Origin of the sequence: Enterococcus sp. DIV2371 (genome assembly GCF_050498525.1) — a bacterium.
Classification (GTDB): Bacteria; Bacillota; Bacilli; order Lactobacillales; family Enterococcaceae; genus Enterococcus_B; species Enterococcus_B mangumiae.
Genome location: NZ_JBIPAJ010000001.1, coordinates 998,544 through 1,024,342, shown reverse-complemented (window position 1 = coordinate 1,024,342; position 25,799 = coordinate 998,544). Strand labels below are relative to the sequence as shown.

The window sequence follows — 25,799 nt, the reverse complement described above, 5'->3', positions numbered from 1 at the left end:
GTTCACCATTTTCCACGCTTGGGTCTTGCCTGGTTCACATATCTTATTGCTTTTTGATCGATCCGCTTAGGTGAGTCATCTGCATCAACTTCCCAAGGGTAAAGTCCTTCTTCATTTTTCTCATATTGGCTTAAATCCGTTTCGAATGAGTCTGCTTGATGATGTTTCTTCTTTTTTAAACGATAACCTAAATAAGAAATCCCGATCAACGCCAGTGCAGCAAAACGAATAAATGCGACCATTGTATTCCCTCCTAATCTTTATAATGACTACGATAGTTGATCAAGCCAGATAAAAAATGCTCTGCATCATCTATTCGCATACGGAAGCGATCGTGTCTTGCAAAAAAACCATAATCGATAGTCGCAGGTTTTTTAAAGAAAACAGCAAATTCCGGAAACATGACCCCCGTTTTTATTTCATGAGACACACGCTTTTTCATGACTGTATCAATTCTTTCTTTGACTTCTAAAAAGTCTGTTGGTGTCTTGAACAGTTCATTTTTAAGTTCACTTTTTTCCAGTTTTTTCATCATTTTAGAAGCTGCAACGAGTAATTCCAACATCGTCGGATAGGCGGTGTCACGTTGCTCAATAAAGTCGATATTCACAAGGGCATTTTTGATTCCAAAACGATAATACGTGATTTTTTCTTTGTGCTTCAACATCTCGTTGGTTGCGTAACTCAACCAATGATCGTGATATTTTTGATAGTTTTCAGTAACAAAATGTTCCATTAAGATTTCGCATGTCTCGAAAATAGCTTGTTCATTTAAAATCTCATAGGCCCTTAGTAACGAGAATAACGCCTCTCCATCATAATAGATGATACGGAAACGTTCTTTGATTGCTAGGGCTTTATCTAGAACATGGATCGTTTGATTATCTTTTGTAATAAATTTTTGAGAAATCGTACGAACAAGTTGCTTCAAATACGTTTCGAAAGAATCATCTTTAGAAACTTGGATATACTTTGCGATTGCTAGTATCGCAGTTGCCTGAGCGCCTAATTTGTATTCGACTTCTTTTCCTAGGAAATCTTTGATGAAAAAATAACCTTGTTCATTGATTGTGAGTTGCTTGATTCCCCAAATAAGACCTGCTTTTGCCTCTAGCAACATTTCCTCATCTGAGAAATATTCTGCCGCTTCAACCAATGCATACAATGATGAAAAATGTCTAACTGAGTTATAGCCTTTGATTGGTTGATCATAGCAAGGATAATAGCCGTAGATGAATTGTCCAGTATCCATCAATTGTTTTTTCAAATACTCGCTTCCTTTAGCTATAACTAAATCAGTCATCTCGTTCAATGTTTCTTCCGTGATCGTTCGCACACGATTTCCATTTCCATAATCTTCAAGAGGAATGATTTGATCATTTTCGATATAATAAGCTTTAGTTTTAAATAGATAGACATTTGAACGCTCTAAGTAACTTAGATCCGACTCCTCGCGATTATATTTTCGCTTGACATAACCTCGATAGTTCTGTGGATCAATGTGGAGATTCGGATGGTTCTTTCCAACGATATGTTTATTATCCGGTTTGATAACAGCGTTTCCTACTAATTCTTCTTTTAAAAAAGAACGTTTTCTTATCCCATCAAATCGTAAATTAAAGTCGATATAATTATTGCGTTTAATTTTTTTCAATTGTTGTTGAAGTAATTCAAAGGTGATTTTTTCTTCTTCCGTAACAAGATCTACCCTTAGATAGGCATTATTATCCCATCGATTCGTTTGATAAGCAGTTAGAAGATTATTCCACAGCTGAGAGACACTTTTCCCATAAAACTCCATCGTTTTTCCACGTTCTTTATTCTCACCAGTAGTAATGATGGCAATTTTTCTTTCTGTTTCCATTTCAGTCGTATCCAAAATATCTTTTAACATCGAGAGTCTACTACGTGTTTGTACTAGCACTTTATCACCCCTATAAGAAATAGCTATGACAACCAGACAATACTCTGATTGCCATAGCTTATTTCTAACTCATGGTAGTTATTCTTTTTCTTTGTTTTTTCTAGATTTCCAGATACCAAGCCCTGAAAGCATCGCTGTGATTGCGCCTAACCAAGATGTTGCGATAGACGAATGCTCGGCTGTTTTAGGATACATTTTTGGAGTCATTTGTCCGGCATTTGTTCTATTTCCATTAGTAGACATTCCAGAAGGATACGTTCCTGATCCACGAGTTCCAGATAAGATTCCGTTTGGATCACTATCAGAACCATTTCCTGGATCACCCCAACTTCCATAACCAGGACCATTGCCGTTTCCACCTGAACCGCCTATACCACCTGCGCCACCTGTACCGCCTGTGCCACCTAAACCGCCTGCACCACCACTTTGTCCATCAATACCGCCCACACCAGGATCGCCATCGGCGTCGGCATCCGCATCAGCATCCGCGTCGGCATCGGCGTCAGCATCGGCATCCGCATCAGCATCCGCGTCGGCGTCAGCATCAGCATCCGCATCCGCGTCAGCATCCGCATCCGCGTCGGCGTCCGCATCAGCATCCGCATCGGCATCGGCATCAGCATCCGCATCAGCATCAGCATCGGCGTCCGCATCCGCATCGGCATCCGCATCAGCGTCGGCATCGGCATCAGCATCCGCATCCGCGTCAGCATCCGCATCCGCGTCGGCGTCCGCATCAGCATCAGCATCGGCATCGGCATCAGCATCCGCATCAGCATCGGCGTCCGCATCCGCATCGGCATCGGCATCAGCGTCGGCATCGGTATCAGCATCGGCATCGGCATCAGCATCCGCATCCGCGTCAGCATCCGCGTCGGCATCCGCATCGGCATCGGCATCAGCATCCGCATCGGCGTCAGCGTCGGCGTCGGCATCAGCATCCGCATCGGCGTCAGCGTCCGCATCCGCATCAGCGTCAGCATCAGCATCGGCATCAGCGTCGGCGTCAGCATCGGCATCAGCGTCGGCGTCGGCATCGGCATCCGCATCAGCATCGGCATCAGCATCGGCATCAGCGTCGGCATCGGCATCGGCGTCGGCATCGGCGTCGGCGTCCGCATCCGCGTCAGCATCGGCATCGGCATCAGCATCGGCATCGGCATCAGCATCCGCATCAGCATCCGCATCGGCGTCAGCGTCAGCGTCGGCGTCCGCATCGGCATCAGCATCTGCATCGGCATCGGCATCCGCATCAGCGTCGGCATCGGCATCAGCATCAGCATCAGCATCAGCGTCGGCGTCAGCATCCGCATCCGCATCAGCGTCGGCATCGGCATCAGCGTCGGCATCGGCGTCAGCATCGGCATCAGCGTCAGCATCAGCATCAGCATCAGCGTCGGCATCGGCATCAGCGTCGGCATCAGCGTCGGCATCAGCGTCAGCGTCGGCATCCGCATCAGCATCAGCATCAGCATCGGCGTCGGCATCGGCATCAGCGTCAGCATCAGCGTCAGCGTCGGCATCAGCATCAGCATCCGCGTCAGCATCAGCATCAGCATCAGCATCAGCATCGGCATCGGCATCAGCGTCGGCATCAGCGTCGGCATCTGCATCAGCGTCGGCGTCCGCATCAGCATCGGCGTCCGCATCAGCATCGGCGTCGGCATCGGCATCGGCATCGGCGTCAGCATCGGCGTCAGCATCAGCATCGGCATCTGCATCTGCATCAGCATCCGCATCCGCGTCCGCATCGGCGTCGGCATCAGCATCCGCATCCGCATCCGCATCGGCATCCGCATCCGCATCCGCATCGGCATCCGCGTCCGCATCAGCATCGGCGTCGGCATCGGCGTCAGCGTCCGCATCAGCATCAGCATCAGCATCGGCGTCGGCATCCGCATCGGCGTCAGCATCAGCATCAGCGTCGGCATCTGCATCAGCATCCGCGTCGGCATCGGCATCCGCATCCGCGTCCGCGTCGGCATCAGCGTCCGCATCGGCGTCGGCATCAGCATCCGCATCCGCATCAGCATCCGCATCAGCATCGGCATCCGCGTCAGCATCCGCGTCCGCGTCGGCATCAGCGTCGGCATCTGCATCAGCGTCGGCATCAGCATCAGCGTCGGCATCAGCATCAGCGTCAGCATCGGCATCCGCATCCGCATCGGCGTCGGCGTCAGAATCAGCGTCGGCATCCGCGTCGGCATCCGCGTCGGCATCAGCATCAGCGTCAGCATCGGCATCCGCATCCGCATCCGCATCCGCATCTGCGTCGGCGTCAGCATCCGCGTCGGCATCAGCATCAGCGTCGGCATCGGCATCAGCATCAGCATCAGCATCCGCATCAGCATCCGCGTCGGCATCAGCATCAGCGTCAGCATCGGCATCGGCATCAGCATCAGCGTCGGCATCAGCATCGGCATCAGCATCAGCGTCGGCATCGGCGTCGGCGTCGGCGTCGGCATCTGCATCGGCGTCAGCGTCAGCATCGGCATCGGCGTCGGCGTCAGCATCAGCATCCGCGTCGGCGTCAGCATCAGCATCGGCATCCGCGTCGGCGTCGGCATCCGCGTCGGCTTCTTCATCGTCAGGGATAATTGCAGCTGTCGGTAAACTTGGATTATCAGCTTGGTCATAAGCAATTAACTGAATATCATCTAATGGAGCTACATCTTCTTGAGAAATTGGTATCGTAAAGTTTCCAGTTGCATCTGCTTGACCTTCAGCAATCAAATTTCCAGCATCGTCATAGATCCTAACTGTTGCATTCGGATCAGCCATCCCTGTCACTTCATACCCATCCGTCGAATTACCTGTGACCTCAACGTTGTACGGTGCAGTTACCTCTGCTGCCTGATAAAAAACAGGAGTATAGCCGTCAGTATTTGAAGCAACATTAATATTCAATAAATCAGATTTTACGACTGTTCCTACAAATCCTGCTTCATATGGCACAGAAAGATCTACACCCGCAGCGGTAAGGTCCGCGTATGAAGGGTCTTGGATCGTTGTTGGGATAATCACCGTTGTTCCGCCTAAGATACTTGCATCTGCGACTGATCCAATCAAGGAAGAGCCAACATTCACTAATGGAAGAAGTGCAGCATAAGCAACATTAAATACTGGTTTTACTGTAGCAGCTAGTGCTGTATTGATCGTCGTAGCAGCTACTCTTGCCAAAATACCACCATTATTAGGAGTGGCTTGCAATGCTTGGACGGCGCTGTTCAAATCAGTTAAAATCTTACTTAAATTCTCTCTGATTATCGTTTCTAATGCGCCATCAAGTTCACCATAAATATACTCATCACCTTGCATCTGCAATGGTATTTGTACTTCAGCAGATGTCAGTGTACTTAGATTTTGCAATAAGTTTAATTGTTGATAAACTTGAGCCAAATTCACACTAGCTAACGGATTTGCATTTACCAACGTTCCAATTGTCTGGATCAATGGTGTAACTGCGCCATTCACTGCATTGAGCAATGGAGCTAATTCATCTGTAGGCAATAAAATATCTGTCCGGACGGTTGCATTCCCGTTTGGCGCAACCAACCCTTGCATTTCTTCAGGAATTGCTAATACTGCCCGTCGATTCCCATTTAAGAGACTAACATTGATCCCATTATTACCAGATATCGTAAAATTCACATTTCTTGTTACCCCTTCAAGAGTATATGGGGCTGTTGTTGTCGATCCACTTGAGTTCGTTGTAGTTAAATTATTAAATAATTGTCCACTGATAATATCGGCATGCACTTGGTGACTACCGATCGTAAATAACGGAGTTGTGACCGAAATAGGAGTAAGACCTAACATCATTCCGGCAGCAATCGATGTACCAACCAAAATGGATTTTTTAGAACGAGACTTTGCTCGTGCTTTTTGATCCATCGTCTTTCTATAGTCCCTCTTCATCCTTATTCCTCCTAGAGCAGATTCGCGTATCCATTTTCTCCCCCACAGATTAAATCAACACAAAAATATGCTTTCTAATGAAACACTCCCTCAAATAATTTTTATCAAAAGACGCCTTCTTCAATCATTTCTGTACTTACAACTTAAGTTATTTTGAATTTTAGCAACCGATAAATAAGAAATCTATTATTAAGCTCTTATAGAAATTTAAATAACTAGAAAATCAAAAAAAATTTTCTCAACAAAAATAAATCAAGTTATATTTTGCATAAAATTTCATTTTTTCGATTGATTATTTTATACTATTCTATAAATAAATATTAAATAATTTTGTTTATTTAATTGGCGAAATTATCTAAAAAAGTAAATTTAAAATAACTAAAATAATAAATAAAAACCCTTTCCATTAACCATAAACGATATATAAAATAATAAATTATTATTTATTTTTGTATTTCAACCAATCAAATAGCAATATTTTTTGATTGATTGATTACCTATTCTATTAACATATGAGGTGGGAAATAATTTGAAAATTTATAGATTATTGGAAAAAAATATTAAAACCCAACTAAAAATTTTATGTAGAATGTACCAGTCGGAAACTAGCTGCTCTATAGAAGAACTCGCACTTTTTGCAAAATCTGACAAACGTTCCGTCAACAATTACTGTATTCGCATTAGCGAACTCTCAGAAAATAAATGTATTCAGAAACAAAAGAACAACTATCAGTTCATTGGTAATGAAAAAGATTATCGCCGTCTGAAAGTAGCGATCATTGAAAGCTCATCGATTTTTCAAATCATTAAAGCCGTTTGTCTCAACTCTTCGATCAATTTAAGTGAGTATTCTGCAAGATATCAACTAAGTGAATCGTTTCTAAGAAAACAAATCGGCGAGATCAATTTACTAATCAAAAAATATAATCTCCAACTCAAAACAAAAAGAGGGGAAATCTTTATTTCAGGAACCGAGGACGCCACTCGGTATATGATCTACACGCTTTTGTGGGAAGTATACCAAGGAATCGACTGGCCTTTTTCAACGATTAACTTTGACGATGTGTTTTATGTTATGGAGAATTGTTTTAAGCTTGTAAAACAAAAATTGAACAAAATCAAACTGATCGAATGGTGTTTTATTTTAGCAATTAATTTATGCCGCTATTCTCAAGGAAATACGATCGATAAGGACCGGCTTCCTGCTTTTTCAGAGGAGTTATGGAAAAAATTCAATGATGAAATAAAAGATCTCAAATACTTATATTCCGTTCTAGATCTTCCAGAAGAGGAATTAAAATTCCTATTTTTATGGGCACAAACGCGTCCTTCATTTTATCTTAGGAATGAAATCCTTTTACTTGCTATAAAAATACATTCGAAACATGAAACCCCTATCAAAGAATATCAAGATCATTTTTATAAAATTCTATCAGCTATAGGGTTAAGTCCTCATAAAATCAATCAAAAAAGAAGCTTGCTAAATGCCACTTTGATTGCCAATGGGATCAATGATTATTTCTTTCACCCTAAGTCTAGTAAGAAAAAAGAAGTAACAACTTCTGTTCAGCAAAACTATCCGCTATTTTACGATAAAGTTTCTCAGATGTTGTCAGAGTTAAAGAGTGAGAAACCCTCCCTTCAATGGGTACAGCTTTGGAATCTGTTCGAAGCATTATTTATTGTGATTCCACCTACGTTTTTTGATAAAGAAATAAAAATACTTTTGGAAACAGACTTACCTCTAAGTATTGAGCTTATGTATATAAATGCCTTACAAGAACAATTGAAACTTTATTTGAAAGTTTTATTCGTAAATGATCTTTTGCTACAACCTGATTTGATTATCCGGACAAATGATGAAACAGTTCAATTGACGATACTCGAAGAAGATATACCTTCAATTACTTTGACTAATACATCGACGATCCAAGTCGATCATAAACTGATTGAACAAATCAAAAGCATGTTTTACCAAAAATGACCTATTTCATGTTTCCTGTAGCAATCGAACTACTTTTTCTCATCCCGGGAAAAAGAGTACAAAAAAAGAAGATAGAACATCGTTCTATCTTCTGAAATGACTATAGTACATATAGCCTTTTCTTCAACAAATTCTTATAATTTAGATACTTCAGCAGCTTGAGGACCGCGCGCACCTTCAACGATAGAGAATTCTACTTCTTGGCCTTCTTCTAAGCTCTTGAAGCCATCGCCTTGGATTGCTGAGAAATGTACGAATACATCGTCTCCGCCGTCTACTGTAATAAACCCAAATCCTTTTTCATTGTTGAACCATTTTACTGTTCCGTGTTCCATAGATATATAGCCTCCAAAAAAGTTCTTGCAAGTAACCTTGCAAAAACATTATACCGAATTTAGAAAACGCTCGCAAGCATTGCCCCGTTAATTTTCTAAATTCGATCATAAAGGAAAGAGGCTGTTTTATCCTGCAAAATGTTTGTTTACTTCATCCCAATTTACAACATTCCAGAAAGCTTCAATGTAGTCTGGGCGTACATTTTTGTATTTCAAGTAGTAAGCATGTTCCCATACATCTAAACCTAAGACAGGTTTTTTACCTTCCATTAAAGGAGAATCTTGATTCGCAGTAGAAGTGATTGCAAGTTTGCCATCTTCAAGTACTAACCAAGCCCAACCAGAACCGAAACGTCCTGCTGCTGCTTTCTTGAATTCTTCTTTAAATGTAGCAAAATCTCCGAATGCTTCGTCGATTGCATCTTTGATTGCTCCTGTTGGCTCGCCGCCAGCATTTGGTGCCATGATTTTCCAAAAGAATGAATGGTTTGCATGTCCACCACCATTATTACGTACCGCAGTTTTGATATCTGAAGGGATCGCATCCATGTCAGAAACCAGTTCTTCCACAGTTTTTTCACCTAGTTCAGGATATTTTTCAATCGCTGCATTTAAGTTTGTCACATAAGTATTGTGATGTTTGTCATGATGCAAATGCATCGTTTCTTCATCGATATATGGTTCCAATGCATCAAATGCATAAGGTAGATCTGGTAATGTGTAAGTCATAAAAAAATTCCTCCTCAAATTTGTTAGATATCTTTACATTAAAAGAGTAACAAAGTGAGGGGAATTCTTCAATTGTTATGCCTAGTCTTCTAACTTTTTGTTAGTTTCTATTGGCTCTTCGATAATTTCTGTCTTGTTAAAAATAAATAATTTGCTAAAGATATAATTTGCCAATACGACTAATACTTGCGTAATGATCTTAGCCACATAGTCATTCATATCCAATCCTTTGATCATCAAGAACATCGCACCCATATCAAGGCCATATGAAACGATGCGATAAAAAACAAACTTTGCAAACTCAATAAAAAAATGCGTATAACTCGGCGATTTCGATTGGAATACCCAAATCTTGTTTGTGACAAAAGCAAATAATACTGAACAGATCCATGAGATCGTATTTGATACTGGCATAGATAAATGGAAGAGTTGCTGCGCGATTGCGTAACTGACAAAGTTGACAACTGTCGCTAATCCACCAAAAAATAGATAGATAAAAACTTCCCAATATCCTTTACTTTCTAAATAGCTTTTAAACTGAACATAAACCTTCATTTTCCTACCTACCTTACATATCATTCTTTCCTATCATACTCTATCTGCTGATAATTTTCATCTTTGGGAAACAATGAATGATAGAAATTTAACCTTATCTATCGTGAGAGATTGTTTTAGAACTCTTGTAATTCATAGCATACTCCGCTAGAATTGCTAGTGATGACAATTCTAGAGAAGGAGTAATTATGACAACAAAACAATTAATCGTTAGCTCTTTTGCTCGATTCACAGAGCTTAAAAATGCTAAAAATGTATCATTTGGTAAATCATTAGTTTACCTCTTATGCCTAAGTATACTGATGGCACTACCTATTTCATACCAAATTTTTCAAGTATTAGACACGATCAAATCAGATGGGCAAAAAATTGCGTCTGAAATACCAGATTTTACGATCCATGATGGACAAATCGATTCGACAACAAATGAAGGGTTCATTTATCAAACAGATTCGATCATCTTTACCTTTGACCCAGAAGGAAAACGCACTCCCGAAGATATCTCTTCTGATTTGATAGGGAATTTCTTAAGTGTCGGCCTTTTAAAAGATAAATTAGTGTTAGCTTTACCAAATTCTGGCACGACCTCAGCATTACTGAACAATAATCAATTTGAACTCGAATATACGAATAGCGCATTAAAAAATCTGACCGGAGACAGTTTACGTAGTACATTAAGTGAAGCAACGATCCCTTTTTGGATCAAAGCACTAGTGTTTTTGATCTCCATCTATCCTAGCTTTTTAAATTTGATCATCACTCTACTTATGGCAAACTTTGCAGCGTATGTTTATGCAAGATTGCGTTTAGCTAAAGTAACCTTTCTTGATTGTCTAAAAACGATGATCTACGCGATTTCATTACCAACGGTTATCGCAACAGTACTAATGATCTTTTTACCGGCTTTTGATACAACAGCCTTTATTGCATTTGCCGGCATATTCATTTTTGCTCAAGCAGTCAAAGGTTGGCCAAAAATGCAATTACCAAAACAATAAAAAAATCGCTGGAAGAGAAGCTCTTCCAGCGATTTTTTTAGTACCCTTCATTCAAGTCGATTTCATTTACTTCCAACTCTTTGTTCTCAATATAAGATTGTAGGTTTTTCAGAAAAATATCCATGAACTTTGTTTGGAAATGCGGTGTCTGACCTGCAATGTGAGAGGTGATCAAGACATCTTCTCTTTCCCATAGTGGGCTGTCTTCAGCAAGTGGTTCTTCCTCAAATACATCTAAAGCTGCAAAAGCTAATTCTCCATGCTCTAACGCTGTGATCAAATCAGCCGTTTTTACAGAAGGACCACGACCTACATTGATGAACACCGCCTCTTCGTCAAACGCTTCAAATACTTTTGCATCAAATAAACCTTTTGTTTGATCTGTCAAAGGCAAAATATTCACCACGATCGTTGCTTTCGGCAAGATTTCTTTTAAGCGATCAAGTGGGTATGTCTCTTTGAAGCCCTCCACTGGGTGTCCAGAAGTATTGATTCCGATACATTCCAAACCAAAGACACTTGCATGTTGTGCTAATTTTTTCCCAATATGACCAGTGCCGATAATCAGTAGTTTCTGGTCTTCCAATGCTTGGTAATGGATCGCTGAACCTAGCCATTCTTTTCTGAGCTGCGCTCTTTGGGCCTGGAACAAACCACGAGAATAACCTAAAATAATGCCCATCACATGCTCACTGATCGATTCTACATGGATACCGCTAGCATTAGAAAGTAAGATCTCTTTATCCGCGAATTCATTCAACGGAAGATTATCTACCCCAGCAGAAATCGATTGGACCCATTTTAAGTGATCCGAAGCGAATACTTCTTCTTGGTACTCTCGATTCCAACCGATACTAACCTCTATCTCAGAAAGTTCGTCGGATGCTACTTCTGTTTGAAATGAATAGTCAGGTGCTATTTCTTTCATTTTTTCGATAAATTCTTCCCGAAACGGACGTACTGAATAAATAATTTTTTTTGTCATCACACCCCATCCTCTCTAGTTATCAGTCTAGCTTAAACCGGCAAAAGATTGAAGCAGGATGCACTTCGTTACTTGAACGACTTTTTCCTATAATCAAATTGGACGATACAGACTTGATCCTATGTTGATTGTAAAAAAAGCCTAACTACTCCGAAAGCATTTGAAAAATGCCTTTTGATTAGTTAGACTTATCTTTTTTAAGACTGAACGTTTCTTCACACCTTAGATATCTGTTGTTTCTTGGAAATGATACGTTGGTTCATCTAATTGCGGATCATAATCAACAATCAGATCATATCCTTTGAAAAACCAATCATCGGCTTCATCAATAAAGAATAATAGACCATCGATCGTTTCTTTTTTGATTGGACGTTCCGGTGACTCAACAGACATACCGATTGAAAATCCCTCATGCACATCTGTTTTTCCGTATACTTTCCCAAAAAAACGGATGCCGTAATTTTCAGGTAGATCTACTTCACTTTGAAACCATTTTTTTGCTTTGTCCGTTACTGTTAATTGCATGTGATGATCCCCTTTTTATTGATTCATTTTATCATCGAGTATATCTACATCTTCTGTTTCTCCGATAACTAGTAAGTTGTCATTTTCTCGCACATATTCATCTGCGGCTGGTGAAACAACAACGGAACGGTCGAAGCGACGGATCGCAACTACAGTCAAATCAAAACGCTGTCTGAAATTTAATTCGGCTAACGTTTTGTTGAAAAACTTCGGATTTGATACGCGAATCTCCGCAAGAGAAAAGCGATCTGATAACTCTAGATAATCCAAGATATTTTTGGAAACGAGATTGTGGGCGATCCGTATTCCCATATCTCTTTCTGGATGAACGACTCGATCAGCCCCGATTTTTTCAAGCACTCGGGCATGGTACTCATTTTGTGCTTTGGCTAAGATATTCGGCACACCCATTTCTTTGACCATCAAAGTCACTAAAATACTTGCTTGGATATCTTCACCAATTGCAATGATCACATGATCAAAATTTCTGATCCCTAAAGAACGTAAGGTCATTTCATCCTGTGCATTCGCAACAACTGCGTGTGTTGCGATATTCATATATTCATTCACTCGGTCTTCACTGCTGTCGATGGCTAATACTTCTTGACCAGCTTCGACAAGTGTACGACAGATACTGCCGCCAAAACGACCAAGCCCTACGATTGCAAAATTCTGTTTCACTTTTTCCCTCCTTTTTCCATTACGCTTCAAGTATAGCAAAGCCACTCTAAAAACAAAAGTAGTCCAGCTTTGCCTCGATCAGAAAAGAATGATTTCAATTTATTCCTAGTTGAGAAGATGACTATTTATGAATCAAAGGGTCTAATTTCTTTATGCTCTAAAAAGTACGGACAATCACCAGTTGATTTTTTACAACAAGTATCCTAAGAATACATTGACTGAAACAAAATAAATGAACAATCCAGCAATGTCTTTGATCGATGTGATGATCGGTGCAGAACCAGCTGCTTGATCAATATTCAATTTCAGCAAAATGAATGGGATCAAGAAGCCAAGTGCAGCAGCTAAGGTCATTGCAAAGACCAGTGAGATGCCCACAGCTACACCTAATAATGGAATCCCTTGCCATACAGAAGCAACGATTCCAGAGACGATTCCTACGACGACCCCTAAACTTAAACCAATGCCTGTTTCTTTTAAAAAGTGCTTAACAAATGTATTGAGATCGATGTGACCTAAAGATAATCCACGAACAAAAACCGTTGAGGACTGAGTCCCAACATTTCCTCCCATATCCATGATCAAAGGAATAAAAATAGCAACAGCTGCAACTGACTCTAACGTTTGTTCAAACTCATCGATGACTAGACCTGCTAGCATCCCTGCAACCAATGTGATGGCTAAGAAAGGCAAACGAACTTTCCAGATTTGCCATAAGCTACCATTGATCAGCACGGTACTACGGTCGGCTTCTACAGAGGCGACATCTGCTAAACCCGCTGCATTGAAGATATCCTCCGTTGTTTCTTGTTCTAAGACATCGATGGCGTCATCTACTGTCACGATACCGACTAGCCGTTTCTCTTTATCGACGACCGGAATAGCAATCAGATCCAACTCTTGCAGTAAATGGGCAGTTTCTTCTTGGTCTGTATCTGTAGTTACATAAGCAACATGCTTGATCATGATTTCTTCAATAAGCTGATCCCCTTCTGCAATGACTAGATCTTTTAGTGAAAGAACACCTTCAATTTTTTTCGCCATATCTGTCACATACAAAATATAGATTGTTTCCATTTCTTTCGCTAATCTTCTGATTTTATGCAGTGCTTCTTCTACGGTCATTTCTTTTTTGATCGAGATGAACTCAGTCGTCATGATCCGTCCGGCTGTCTCCTGTTCATAGCCCATCAATAGATTCGTTGTTGTGCGCTCTTCCTCAGAAAGCTCTGCCAATAATTTTTTAGTTACACTTGCTGGTAATTCGTAAAACAATCTTACCCGATCATCCGGAGCCATCTCATTGACAAAATCGATGACGCCCTCATCTGTAAAAGAACGAAGTAAATGTTGTTGGACAGCTGGCTCAAATGTTTCGAAGATTTCTAGCGCTTTTTCTTTTGACAATAACCGAAAGACAATTACTTGTTTATTTGAAGGTAATGTCACAAATAATTGGATCAATTCTACTTTCTCGATCGTTGCTAAATACTCTTTCAACTCTTCCAGTTTTTTCTGCTCAAGATAATTAAGAATCGTCAGTTGTGTTTCCTGGTTGGCTGTATCATTCAATGTTCTCATATCGCATTCTCCTTTGTTACATCGTTTTTTCGATATAAACTTGTTGGATAGATGGATTCGTCTGGGAAAACATAGAATACATAAAAAGACGGCCTCCAAAAGAAGCCGTCTCATAAGATCCCATCATTGTGGTTCTAGTGTTTACCTGAACGAACTTCTCGTCTGAGCTTTAGCACTAAAAGACGTAATTCTGGAATATCATCCAGATAGCTACGTTAAGCACGCCTTAAGCCGACGTTGCCTGTTATACCCTGTGGCGTCTCTCGACGTTTAAGGGCAGTAGCCTGTGTTCTTTTAGGAGCCTCACCTAACAAGTTTTTATAATTAAACCCTACAGGTAAAATTGGTTTTTGTCAATAAGAGGATTAGCATTTGATAAAATAATCTCAAATATAGCTAATCAATTTCCCAGAAAGTAAAGTTCCGCTGATTTCATCTATACTTTTACTTTACTAATCCGTGTTTGAACGCATAAATTGCCGCTTGCGTGCGATCTTCTACTTCTAACTTGGCCAAGATATTAGATACATGTGTCTTGACCGTTTTTAAAGTAATAAACAATTCATCGGCAATTTCCTGATTGCTTTTTCCTTCAGAGATCAACATAAGAATCTCATTTTCACGATTGGTTAAATCATCATGCAAGATCGGCTCATTGCGTCGACTCATTTTTTCCATCATTTTAGTAGTTACTTCAGGTTCAAGTACACGTTCCCCTCTTTGGGTCGCGCGAATCGCATCAGCGATCTCATGCGCTGTGGATGTTTTGAGTAAATAACCTGTGGCACCAGCTTCAATGGCTGGATATACTTTTTCATCATCGATAAAACTTGTAACGATGATGATTTTTGCTTCTGGCCAATCTTTTAAAATCGCTTTGGTCGATTCGATCCCATCCATTTCTTCCATCACTAAATCCATCAAGATCACATCTGGGCGAAGTGCCATCGCTTTTTCATAGCCTTGTCGTCCATCTTCAGCTTCCCCGATCACTTCGATATCTCCTTGGATCGACAAATAGGAAGAAACGCCTAAGCGTACCATCTCATGATCATCGACTAGCAATACCTTTATCATTTTTCCGCCTCCTTCATCAAAGGAACTTTGATTTCTACGCTTGTCCCTTGTCCTTTAAAACTAATGATTTTTACTGTTCCACCAATACCCGCTACACGTTCTCGAATATTATTTAGACCATAGCTACCGGTTTTTGTTTCATTCATGTTAAAGCCCGTACCGTCATCGATCACTCGCAATAAAAGATTGTTATCGATCTTATGCAGATAGACTTCTAGCTCATTTGCTTTCGCATGTCGTAATGTATTGGAAAGTAGTTCTTGCACGATCCGGAAAAGATGATCTTCGATGGAAACAGATAACGAAATATCTTCAACATCCCATTTCAATGCAATCTGGATCTTGTTTTGTAATTCTTTCAATAGTTGTTCGATTCCTTGCTTCAAACTCTTTTCTTCAAGATTGACTGGACGCAAGTGAAGAAGCAACGCACGCATCTCTGACTGTGAAGCATTGATGATATCCGCTACCATCCTTAATTGTTTACGAAACATTTCTGGCGTATCACTTTTTTCAGCCTGTTCTGTCAACGCAGACATCATCATCATGGCTGCAAATAATTGCTGGGAAACCGAATCATGTAATTCACGAGCTAAACGATGTCTTTCTAATTCTAAGATTTCTTCTTTCGTTTGTCCATCCACATACTGAGGACGACTCGTCAATATTTGGAGCTCACTTGAAACCTCGATCATTTTTTCTTTGATCTTAGTGATTTCTTTTTCAATTTCTTTGACATATATATCGTCCGATGCGCTCGGCAATGAATCGTTTAACACTTTTGCCTCATAATTACCAGAAGAGAGTGCTCGCAATTGTTCTTCGATTTTACCATACCGTGCTTTTTGTAAAATAGAAACGATCAAAAAAACAATCAAACCGACACCTGAAGAAATCGCTAATAAGTGAAATATCAATGGGACGTATAAAATTCTAGCACTTAACAAAGTACGCCAAAAATGAGTTTGATTGCTTGCGTAAAAATAAGTAAAAAACGAAAATAAAATGACGATAAATGAGGCAATCGAAGCATAAATAGCTAACATCGGTCGAGAGAGTTTCTCTATCATGCTCGAATCACCTCAATATCCCCAAGTAGTGTGTTCGTAATGATCTTCAAACGACGTGGATTTTCATCGTAATCGTTGCTATAGATTTTGATCGACTCATTCTTCAATGAGAATTGTTCTTCTTCAAATTGGACGTTTCCTACTAACGTTGCGTGTTCTAAACTGATCGCAATCCCTAGAGGAACCAAAATACGCGTTCTGCCAATGCCTTTTCTAACAATAACGATGTTATCATCTTTAGGTAATAAGGTATTTCCTAAATCGATGATCGTATCACCTGAAATAAGAGAGATATTGATATCATCCCATTCATACACATCATTGCCGATCCGTTGGTTACCAAATAATTGTTGTTTTTTTCGTTCATTATTGTGAGATTTTAATTGCTCTGTTTGGACCATCACGATTTGCTTTTTTCGCCAAAAAGCATTTTTCGTTAGATCGATGCCTGAAATCTCCACACCTTTAAGACCAATGAACAAGACAGCAAAGACTGCCATTACCCATAGCGCTGGACTGTTGATCAAACTGAAGAAAATAACTAATCCACCTAGTACAAATTGAAAATTTTGAAAACCAGATCTCGGTGATTTTCGCAATGCAAGATAGATATTAAAAATACCAAATAAAACTAATAGTAATAACTCAACATTATTTACGATCTGCCAAACTGCAAAGATCAAAAGTAATGCTTCTACTACTATAAAAAAGCGCCAAGAGCTATTCATCGCTATTTTCCTTTCTATTTCATTCTCTTTTTTATCATACCTATTTTTGTTTCGATATGCTATAGGACTTTAGATGTAATATCCTTCTTATAACAAAAAAGGCCTGGGACTTTGAGTCATGATCCCAGACCTTTTTGTTTAGACAGACGCATGGATCTGTGCCTGAAAATTTACTTATGCTTGCGCGACCTTGACGATTTTTACTTGCATATCGCCACCAGGTGTTGAAATCGTTACTTCATCATTTTTATATTTACCGATCAAAGCTTGTGCAATTGGTGAGTCGTTTGAGATCTTTCCTGAGAATGGATCTGCTTCGGCACTTCCTACGATCGTGTATTCTTCTTCTTCGCCATCTGGCAATTCGATGAAGGTCACTGTTTTACCAATAGACACTTCGTCTGAATCGACGCCATCGTTATCAATGATCTGTGCAAAACGGATCATATTCTCGATTGTTGTGATGCGTCCTTCTACAAAGGCTTGCTCATCTTTTGCTGCCTCATATTCTGAGTTCTCAGATAAATCACCAAAGCCACGGGCGATTTTGATTCGTTCAATGATCTCTCCCCGTTTAACTGTTTTTAATTCTTCTAATTCTTGTTCTAATTTCGCTTTTCCTTCAAGCGTCATAGGATATACTTTTTCTGCCATGTATAACTCTTCTCCTTTATTCTATGGAATACCGCAAAAGGTAATCTTTTACGGACTACAGTCCAAAAAAGATTACCATGCTTTTTCTAAAATGTAAATGTTTTTCTAAAAAATAAATAAAGATCTATTTAGCGTTCTTTTTTAGCTATTTACGTATTTGTGTACTAACTCCATATGCTCTTCATAGGTCTTTGCAAAATAAACCTCACCTGTAGTGATATCTGCAACAAAATAATAATAGTCGTTTTCTGCTGGTTCGATCACTGCTTGGATAGCTGCTTCACTCGGACTGTTGAATGGCCCTGGTCCATAGCCCGTATTCGTATAAAGATTATAAGGCGAATCAACAGCTGTATCTTCATACGTCACAAATTCTTTGTGTTCGCCCAACGCATATAGAATAGAAATATCTGATTGTAATGGCATCCCGATATCGATCCGGTTATAGAATACTCTTGCGATATTTTTACGATCTGATTCAGATACCCCTTCTTTTTCGACCAATGAAGCAAGTGTCAACACTTCTTGAACAGTATGGTTTTGCTGTTTGATGGTTGAGAAATAAGGCTGCAACACTGTATTTGTTTTATTGACCATTTGGATGATCAAGTCTTTGAGTGACATATCTTTATAGTAATCATAGGTCGCAGGGAATAAATATCCTTCTAAGCGATATTTAGCATTTTCTGCTTTCGCTGCACTTTCTAATAGTTCTGGGAATTTTTGAGTCAACTCATTGAAAAATGATTCGTTTTTTAACAGATCCAAAAACTCTTGTTTATCTTTACCAGTGACCTTAGCAACACGTTCTGCAATCTGTTCTGCATCGATCCCTTCAGGTATCGTGATCTTCCCATCTGCTACTTCCGTTGGTTCGGATGTGCCACCTTCTTGGAGCTGTTTCCCTATTTCATCTAATGTCATGTTCGGCGCCAGTTGATAAAAGCCAGCCTGGAAGCCAGTCATATTCTTAAATTTTGTATAATAATTAAATACGATACCGCTTTTGATGATCTGGTCTTGTTCTAAAATCTCTCCAATTTGCTTATTTGAAGAGCCGCTAGGTATTTCGATCGAAACCAATTGATCATTGTTTGAATCTAAAGGTTTTAATCCACTATCGATATAGCGATATACCGTAAAACCAAATACACATCCAATAATTAGCAACGTAAGCGCAATCACTAAAATTATCTTTCCTACGATTTTATCTTCTTTTTTACGCAGGTCTTTTCGTTTACTGACTACATCTGTCGAATCAGTTGCATCCTTTTGTCTTCGTTTCTTCTCATCTGGATGTTGTTTGTTTTCTGACAAAACAACTCCTCCTTACTATCAACTTCATAACTTTATTCATTATACATGAAATTTAGGCAGAGGTGAATTATTTTTAACAATTCTTATGTCAAAATTGTAAGTAGTAAATCAACTCGATTCGACTTAAAATAAAAAAATAAAACGATTTTTATTCACAAAATAACAGTAATCTGCTTATTTTCATCAATAAGCTCTTACAAAAGAGAGGATTGATACATTTGAAAAAAAGAAAACACGTGGAAAGAAAAAGAACTACTTTATTTTCCTTTCCCCAAAAAATATGCCTATTTGTTTTAGTCATCACTATTGGAATCATTTCGTGGACTGTCTATGAAAAAATCCAAGCGAAAGTATCAGCTACGATTCAAGTGACGAATGATTCACTTGATTTGACTGATAACGAACAAGCGCTTGCTGATCAGATCGATCAATTATTACAAAAAAATAAATACGTTGGATCTGTCTACATTCGTAAAAACGATCGAGTGATTCTGGAAAAGGGCTATGGATACGCTAACGAAGAAGCACAGCAACCTAATACTCCCTCTTTGTACTATCAAATCGGTTCGATCCAAAAAGCGATGACTGCTCTGCTGATTTTAAAACAAGTGAATAGTGGAAAGCTTTCTTTAGATACGAAGTTAGCTGAATTTTATCCTCAAATCAATGGTAGTAAAAAAATCACGATCAAAGATTTACTATACATGCGGTCAGGATTAAAAAGAACCGCTTCGCCGACCGTACCGATGAATGACCAAGAGGTGATTCAATTCGCTTTGAATCATCTCGAATATACCAATGACCAAACGTATAAATATGAACCTTTGAATTTCACTTTATTAACAGGTATTTTGATAAAACTGACTCATCAACCATATGAAAAGCTGATCTATGATGAACTGATTACTCCTTTACAGCTAAAACAAACCTCTTTTTATGATCAAGTCAAAAACACTTCAGAACATGCGGTCTCTTATCAAATGAGTCCAGACGATGATTATCATCAAGCTTTGACTGAATCAGAGACAGATATTCGCAATGAATTAGGCACTGGGAATATCAGTATGTCTGTCTATGATTTAAATGAATTTTTTACAAAAGTATTAAAAGGGAAATTGATCCCGAAAGACTTGCTCTTTTCTCTTTGGGGAGAGAACTCGAGTGGGCGTCCCTATAATGGCGGAGTCTATAGTGCAAAGGATACGATATTTGCGCAAGGAAACATCAATCGTTTCCATGCTGTATTAGCAATGAAAAAAGATACGTCTGACGCGGTCGTGATGGAAAGTAATATCCAAGCAGATAAAAAATATAAAACAACCGCCACCGATCTAAGAGATCAAATTTGTAAATTGATGGGAAATAATGAATAGCCTATTTAAGTATCATCAATCATAGTGAAATAAGAACGAATAGAACCTTATATCAATCAGCGTTTCTTGATACAAGGTTCTATTCATTTCATTCGTTAAACTGTTACGTTTTATGCTTCAATTGAGTTGATCTCTGTAGCTAAATATTTTCTCATGCCATCCAGTATACCGTGTTCAGGATGATAACCCAGTCCTGATAATTTCGTGATATCGGCTAAAGAATCGTGGATATCTCCTGCTCGTTCCTCTTGATAGTCTAACAATAATTCTACTTCAAGAATTTGATCGATCGTCTGGATCAATTCTAGTAGCGTTGTACTCTTCCCAGTTCCAACATTGAATTGTTGTCCTAATGCTTTTTCTTCTTTTGAAACAAGTAACAAAGCTTGCACGACATCTTCTACGTAGACAAAATCTCTTGATTGACTGCCATCTCCGAATAAAGTAAATGACGCTTTTTCACCAGCCAGTTGCTTTTTGTAGCGGTCAACTAAAATCGAGATCACACCACTATATGGTGAATTTGGATTTTGATTTGGTCCATATACATTGAAGAAACGTACCGCAGTTCCTGGCACATTATACAGATGACAATAATCTAATACATATTGTTCTGCAGCAAACTTATCGATGGCATAAGGTGTCAACGGACGAATGACTGATTCTTCTTTTTTCGGTAGTGTTGGCTCATCTCCATAGACAGCTGCGGAGGAACTAAAGACGATCCGTTTTAAATTTGGTTGATATTTACGGATCAATTCCAACAACATCAAGACGCTATCAAAATTCACTCGATGCGTTTCCAATGGACGTTCAACAGAATCCGCGACACTGGCTACAGCTGCTAAATGGAAGATATAATCAAATTGTTGCGTGCTTAATAGTTCTTCCATTGTTTTTTCATCAGCTACGTCGCCTTCAACAAAGGCAATGTTTTTAGTGAAATCAAGATTTTCTTTATTTCCCATAGATAGATCGTCAATGACAACCACTTTATTATTTTCACTCAAATGATTGGCTAGTGTAGAACCGATGAAGCCGGCTCCTCCTGTTACTAAAATAGAATTCACTTGAACTCACTCCTCTATTTCTGATAGTTTATTTTCTTGAATGCACAATGCGTTTAGCCGTCTTTAAAAGACCTTTTACGATGTCCATATTAACAAATAATAAAGCAATTAAGCAAATCAATTCTAATCCAATCAACAACAAACCATCAAATAAAAAGATCAATGCCACTTGAGCAGCTAAAACTACATGATTGACCACGATATTCCATACATTTATTTTTACAGTGATGAATTTGCTTGTATCATAAATTCGAATCATCCAACCAACAAATAAGCTGATCATTGAAGCAAATCCGACACCTATCAAGCCAAAAGATGAAATAAATAGGAAATTAAGAATGACACTCAGTAACCCGGAGATCAACGAAGTATTCATTAATCCCTTTGTTTTCTTTTCTGCAATATAAAACTGTCCGTAAAAACCAATAAACCCAGAGTAAATAGCAGAAATCAATAGGAATGGCGTAACTTGCCAACTGATGAAAAATGAACTTTGGACTAAATTACCTAAAATCCACTTTAAAATCACCATGATTGATGAAGCGGTGAAAAACAGTAAAAATGAGTAATACTTAAATATGTTTGCATGAAATTCTCCACGAGACTCTGAGTCTCGTTCATCCACAAGGGAAATTTGCCATGCTTGTGAAAAGACAGATTGCATCATAGAGATAACTGAAGGTATTTTATTAGCGACAGCATAGATACCATTCGCACTGACTCCTAGAAAATACAAAATAAAGTATCGACTCGCACTATTTACAAACCACCATAACACGTCGTTAGGAATAGTCGGAATCGAGAAAATCAGCATTTCTTTCATAAATGATTTATTAATAAGCTTAACGGAAAAATCTTTGAAATATGGAGTAGTCACTGCTAAATAGATGAATGAGATTATTTCTGCAAGTATCAATGATATCAAATACCCATTCAATCCCATTTTTAGCACTACAAGGAAGTAGATGTTCAATAATCCGATTGCTAATGTCTTGATCATCCCATTAAAAGCGAAAATACGTACTTGGCCATTTCCTCTGGCAAACTGTGCAATGATTTGTGTAAATACTTGAAACGCTAGCAAAAACATAAAAGCTAGAAGTATCTGATCAAAAGCACCAGTCATTGCCATTAATGGATAACATAAAGCTGTAATAATGATACCGATTATCGCAATGATCGTCGCATTCGTTACGACTGATTTTTTATCTACATCTTTATCCAATGCAAATCTTAAAACTGCGACAGAAATTCCTCCTGATACAATTGGGATCATCAAGCTGACTGTCGTTGTTACTAAGTCAACTTTCCCGTATTCTTGTGTAGTTAGATAATATGTATAAAGCGGGACCAATACGAATGATATCAGTTTACTTCCTAAATTACCTACTGCAAATATAAAAGAATTTCCGACTAATTTTTTGTATTTACTCATACTTCTTATACGACCTTTCAGAATAAATTTGAGTTTGAGTTTATGCTATGACTGTTCAGTATATTTCCGAAGAAATCATTTTGACACACCCGTGGATCAAGTTTAAAAAAGCCCCTTTGAACCTCTTTTTATTTCGTTTTTAGAGGTCCATAGGTGACTTAGGTGACGGTTGTAACAATCTCAAACTCTATCTTATCTATAACTATTTAGACATCTCAAGCAACAAACGATCTCCTAGTGTTTTACTTGCATGACCTGATTCGGAAATATTTAAGTCCTTTTTAAATTCTTGCATTTTAGATAGGTACTCTTCCAAATCAAAATCCTCAATACTTCTAATGAATGTTTCTTGACTTCTGATCAACGGAAATGGCAAGTCTGCTAAGTCCATCACCAGACCTCTATTTTCTAAATATTGGTCATAGTCATAGGCATAGATAAAACACTTTTTATCCGATACTAAAGCTTCACCGATAGTGGAAGAATAATCCGTGATCAATATATCTGTGGCACACAATAATTCTTGCATATCATTATAATCTGAAGCATCAATCAAATTGGAGTTGTCTAATTCTCCTAAAATTTGCTTTTTATTCTCCGTATCATTGGGATGAAGACGGATAAGCATCATATATTCGACACCAAATTTATCTGTGAAAGCTTTTCTTACCTGCTCTAAAAAATCTGGACTGACTTTTATCAGTTCCCCTGCTCTAAATGTCGGTGCATATAAAACAATTTTTTTATCTGCTGGAATCTGGTAATAATCATAGACTTTACGGATGATCGTTGGGTCGTTATTGACGATCACATCATTTCTAGGTACGCCCTCTCTAAAGATCTCTCCATCATACCAGAACATTTTGCCGATATCTTTAAATAGATCAGAGCTTTCAAAAACCAATAGATCGCACATTTGAGAATCTTTTTTTGCCAATTTCACGTATCTAGGTTTTAATTTGTCGGCCGCATTATTCTCGATTCGTTTTAATCCAAACCCTGCATGCCAAGTCTGAAGATAGAATTGTCCTTTTCTTTTAGGTGGATAAAAGCTTTTACGGCAATTATCGATCCAGATCTTAGCAGTAAACATTTCAATCAATGCTCGAACCGATTTGTTTTTCACTAACCTTATCGTATCTGGAAAGAGTTCCGCCTGCTGTTGAAGAACTTCTGGCTTACATAACCAAACAATATCTAAATCATCTTTCTGAGATAATAAATATTCACAAATATACTTAGGATTATCTCCATAACCTTTTCCAAAATAACTAGAAACAACAATTTTATTTCTATTTAAAGGTCGCATGACTAAAAACGGATAACAACAATAAAAAATAGCATATCTTCCTACTCGTAAGAAGAGACTTTTAACTACAAAAATCATTCGAGTGATTTTATTTTTTAGCGACGCTATCATATAACTTTTCCTCACATTCTTATTGATTCATTCCATCGCTTTCTTTTAGCTTGCCGATAACTTCACCAAGTAAAAACCAGAATAAGAACGCGCCAGAAATATTAACAAGAATCATTTCATTATGGAAGAATCCAGAAAATGCTAATGCGAATACACCACAAATACAATAAATCATTCGTGTATTCAACAAATTAGTGATTGGCTTGAATAAGAAGCCGATCACACGAACTGCTTTACTCACAATAAAAGCGACGAATGTTAGACCGCCTAGTATCCCAGTTGATGCTAACGTGTTCAAATATGCATTGTGTACAGAAAAATTACGTTGCGCAATATACGTATTTGGCAAAACATCTTGTGCGTAAGCAATCATATTTTTAGGAGAAGTACCAAATAACCAACTTGATTGGAAAATCTCTACCGCACTTTTCCAAATGGTGAAACGTAAATTAGATACATCTGTGCTTTCGGCCACGTCTGGTCTCGTCAAGTTGACTCTACCTGGTGCAGTTCCAGTTTGTTTTTTCTCAAAAAATTGCGGGAAATATGACCAACCGATTTTGATCAACTGAGCTGCGCCAAAAACAAGAGCCATAACAGCTACACCACTTAAAATCGAAAGAAAAATATTTAAAAGAAGATTCATTTTTTTATTTAATTGATATTGATACATCGAAAAGAAAACAAAAACAAAGGTCGTCGCTAATAGCGTGATCAAACCATTTCTAGAGCCTGATAAAATGATATAACTGATATTTAAGAAGATTGAAAAATAGATACCAGTCAGTAACCATTTGTTTGAATATTTCTTACTAAAGATATAATACAAGCTAAGAAAAATCGTTACGACACACATAACTGAACCATAGTTTGGATCAGAGAATACACCAAACAATCTGCCTTCCAACATACCTATTCTCAGTGGATTGACTCTGGTTAATTGAACTGAATAGTTATACTGAGTCAAGAACATCCCTAATGAAACGATCACTAAGCTTGTCCAAATCACGATCAAAGTCCCACTGACGATCGATAATAATTGATCGGTCTTATTTCTATCACGACTGATGCCATTATCATATACAACAAAGAAATACAACGCTTGCCATACAATAAACTTGATATTACCAAATAAACCATACTTCATATTTATCAAACTCGAAATACACATGATCACGATAAATAAAAGTAGTAATATATCATACGTCCAACGATTTTTTTTCAATACTCTCGTAATAAAATCCGCTAGTAATACAATTGAACCAAATATCGCTAATATAGAAAACAATACACTATCAATTGTAGAAGGGAGTAAACTGTACGCACCTACTGCTCTACTGATGAGCATGACCAATAATCCTACTATAAAAATATTTTTACCTTTTTGAAGATAATCATCTCTTTTTGTTTCCATAAAACTCATTCTTCTCCTGTCACATT

At 38.7% G+C, this 25,799-nt stretch carries 22 protein-coding genes, 1 pseudogene and 1 riboswitch; of the genes and pseudogenes, 3 read left to right on the top strand and 20 right to left on the bottom strand.

All coding sequences use genetic code 11. The annotated features are described in order from the left end of the window. Positions 1 to 2 precede the first annotated feature (2 nt). The 4 genes and pseudogenes from IGL24_RS04780 to IGL24_RS04765 all read right to left on the bottom strand — a co-directional run. Positions 3 to 242: a hypothetical protein gene (locus IGL24_RS04780; RefSeq protein WP_207699843.1), complete on the bottom strand. Its 240-nt coding sequence runs from the start codon at positions 240 to 242 to the stop codon at positions 3 to 5. Positions 243 to 253: 11 nt separating this feature from the next. Further along, on the bottom strand, positions 254 to 1,924 hold the full coding sequence (locus IGL24_RS04775; protein WP_207699842.1) for a hypothetical protein: 1,671 nt from the start codon (positions 1,922 to 1,924) through the stop codon (positions 254 to 256). 78 nt (positions 1,925 to 2,002) lie between these two features. Beyond that, on the bottom strand, positions 2,003 to 2,371 hold the full coding sequence (locus IGL24_RS04770) for an LPXTG cell wall anchor domain-containing protein (RefSeq protein WP_422392107.1): 369 nt from the start codon (positions 2,369 to 2,371) through the stop codon (positions 2,003 to 2,005). Positions 2,372 to 3,991: 1,620 nt separating this feature from the next. After that, positions 3,992 to 5,842, bottom strand: a pseudogene (locus tag IGL24_RS04765) (adhesive domain-containing protein); the annotation flags it as partial. Positions 5,843 to 6,431: 589 nt separating this feature from the next. Between IGL24_RS04765 and IGL24_RS04760 the strand changes: the two are divergent. Further along, positions 6,432 to 7,826 carry a helix-turn-helix domain-containing protein gene (locus tag IGL24_RS04760; protein WP_429968401.1) on the top strand — a complete coding sequence of 465 codons (1,395 nt, stop codon included), beginning with the start codon at positions 6,432 to 6,434 and terminating at the stop codon, positions 7,824 to 7,826. Between the two features lie 134 nt (positions 7,827 to 7,960). Here IGL24_RS04760 and IGL24_RS04755 read toward each other — a convergent pair whose 3' ends face one another. From IGL24_RS04755 to IGL24_RS04745, 3 genes are all read right to left on the bottom strand, one after another. Continuing rightward, the gene (locus tag IGL24_RS04755; protein ID WP_010735910.1) at positions 7,961 to 8,161 is read right to left on the bottom strand and encodes a cold-shock protein; all 201 of its coding nucleotides are present in this window, start codon (positions 8,159 to 8,161) and stop codon (positions 7,961 to 7,963) included. A gap of 126 nt (positions 8,162 to 8,287) precedes the next feature. Continuing rightward, complete coding sequence (locus IGL24_RS04750) at positions 8,288 to 8,890, bottom strand: superoxide dismutase (RefSeq protein WP_206858307.1); 603 nt, start codon at positions 8,888 to 8,890, stop codon at positions 8,288 to 8,290. Positions 8,891 to 8,971: 81 nt separating this feature from the next. Continuing rightward, the gene (locus IGL24_RS04745) at positions 8,972 to 9,445 is read right to left on the bottom strand and encodes a GtrA family protein (RefSeq protein ID WP_207700023.1); all 474 of its coding nucleotides are present in this window, start codon (positions 9,443 to 9,445) and stop codon (positions 8,972 to 8,974) included. Positions 9,446 to 9,633: 188 nt separating this feature from the next. On the opposite strand from IGL24_RS04745, the gene IGL24_RS04740 reads away from it, so the two are divergent. Beyond that, positions 9,634 to 10,443, top strand: coding sequence for a DUF1189 domain-containing protein (locus IGL24_RS04740; protein ID WP_206858303.1), 810 nt, complete (start codon positions 9,634 to 9,636; stop codon positions 10,441 to 10,443). Between the two features lie 37 nt (positions 10,444 to 10,480). Here the strand turns inward: IGL24_RS04740 and IGL24_RS04735 are convergent, their stop codons facing one another. The 9 genes from IGL24_RS04735 to mltG form a co-directional block, all read right to left on the bottom strand. Continuing rightward, complete coding sequence (locus tag IGL24_RS04735) at positions 10,481 to 11,428, bottom strand: phosphoglycerate dehydrogenase (protein WP_207700024.1); 948 nt, start codon at positions 11,426 to 11,428, stop codon at positions 10,481 to 10,483. Positions 11,429 to 11,650: 222 nt separating this feature from the next. Beyond that, positions 11,651 to 11,953: a HesB/YadR/YfhF family protein gene (locus IGL24_RS04730; protein WP_206858298.1), complete on the bottom strand. Its 303-nt coding sequence runs from the start codon at positions 11,951 to 11,953 to the stop codon at positions 11,651 to 11,653. Positions 11,954 to 11,968: 15 nt separating this feature from the next. Then, entirely contained in the window at positions 11,969 to 12,634 is a 666-nt protein-coding gene (locus tag IGL24_RS04725; RefSeq protein WP_207700025.1) for an NAD-binding protein, read from the bottom strand. A 189-nt stretch (positions 12,635 to 12,823) separates the two neighbouring features. Further along, on the bottom strand, positions 12,824 to 14,215 hold the full coding sequence (mgtE, locus tag IGL24_RS04720) for a magnesium transporter (protein ID WP_206858271.1): 1,392 nt from the start codon (positions 14,213 to 14,215) through the stop codon (positions 12,824 to 12,826). Positions 14,216 to 14,362: 147 nt separating this feature from the next. Beyond that, a riboswitch (M-box (ykoK) riboswitch) is annotated at positions 14,363 to 14,537 on the bottom strand. 122 nt (positions 14,538 to 14,659) lie between these two features. Further along, entirely contained in the window at positions 14,660 to 15,292 is a 633-nt protein-coding gene (locus tag IGL24_RS04715; RefSeq protein ID WP_206858255.1) for a response regulator transcription factor, read from the bottom strand. Then, positions 15,289 to 16,362 carry a two-component system sensor histidine kinase LiaS gene (gene liaS, locus IGL24_RS04710; protein ID WP_206858251.1) on the bottom strand — a complete coding sequence of 358 codons (1,074 nt, stop codon included), beginning with the start codon at positions 16,360 to 16,362 and terminating at the stop codon, positions 15,289 to 15,291. Before liaS ends, IGL24_RS04715 begins: the two co-directional genes overlap by 4 nt. Beyond that, positions 16,359 to 17,090: a cell wall-active antibiotics response protein LiaF gene (gene liaF / locus IGL24_RS04705; protein ID WP_206858249.1), complete on the bottom strand. Its 732-nt coding sequence runs from the start codon at positions 17,088 to 17,090 to the stop codon at positions 16,359 to 16,361. Before liaF ends, liaS begins: the two co-directional genes overlap by 4 nt. Positions 17,091 to 17,264: 174 nt before the next feature. Continuing rightward, positions 17,265 to 17,744: a transcription elongation factor GreA gene (gene greA / locus IGL24_RS04700; protein ID WP_206858238.1), complete on the bottom strand. Its 480-nt coding sequence runs from the start codon at positions 17,742 to 17,744 to the stop codon at positions 17,265 to 17,267. Positions 17,745 to 17,885: 141 nt separating this feature from the next. Next, the gene (mltG, locus tag IGL24_RS04695) at positions 17,886 to 19,061 is read right to left on the bottom strand and encodes an endolytic transglycosylase MltG (protein WP_206858235.1); all 1,176 of its coding nucleotides are present in this window, start codon (positions 19,059 to 19,061) and stop codon (positions 17,886 to 17,888) included. 218 nt (positions 19,062 to 19,279) lie between these two features. On the opposite strand from mltG, the gene IGL24_RS04690 reads away from it, so the two are divergent. Further along, a complete protein-coding gene (locus IGL24_RS04690; RefSeq protein ID WP_206858226.1) occupies positions 19,280 to 20,434 on the top strand; it encodes a serine hydrolase domain-containing protein in 1,155 nt (384 codons plus the stop codon). Positions 20,435 to 20,544: 110 nt separating this feature from the next. Here IGL24_RS04690 and IGL24_RS04685 read toward each other — a convergent pair whose 3' ends face one another. From IGL24_RS04685 to IGL24_RS04670, 4 genes are all read right to left on the bottom strand, one after another. Next, a complete protein-coding gene (locus IGL24_RS04685; protein ID WP_206858224.1) occupies positions 20,545 to 21,504 on the bottom strand; it encodes an NAD-dependent epimerase/dehydratase family protein in 960 nt (319 codons plus the stop codon). Between the two features lie 28 nt (positions 21,505 to 21,532). Next, positions 21,533 to 22,939: a lipopolysaccharide biosynthesis protein gene (locus IGL24_RS04680; RefSeq protein WP_206858217.1), complete on the bottom strand. Its 1,407-nt coding sequence runs from the start codon at positions 22,937 to 22,939 to the stop codon at positions 21,533 to 21,535. A 202-nt stretch (positions 22,940 to 23,141) separates the two neighbouring features. Continuing rightward, entirely contained in the window at positions 23,142 to 24,359 is a 1,218-nt protein-coding gene (locus IGL24_RS04675; RefSeq protein WP_206858211.1) for a CDP-glycerol glycerophosphotransferase family protein, read from the bottom strand. A 19-nt stretch (positions 24,360 to 24,378) separates the two neighbouring features. After that, entirely contained in the window at positions 24,379 to 25,773 is a 1,395-nt protein-coding gene (locus tag IGL24_RS04670; RefSeq protein WP_242542410.1) for an O-antigen ligase family protein, read from the bottom strand. Between the last annotated feature and the right edge of the window lie 26 nt (positions 25,774 to 25,799).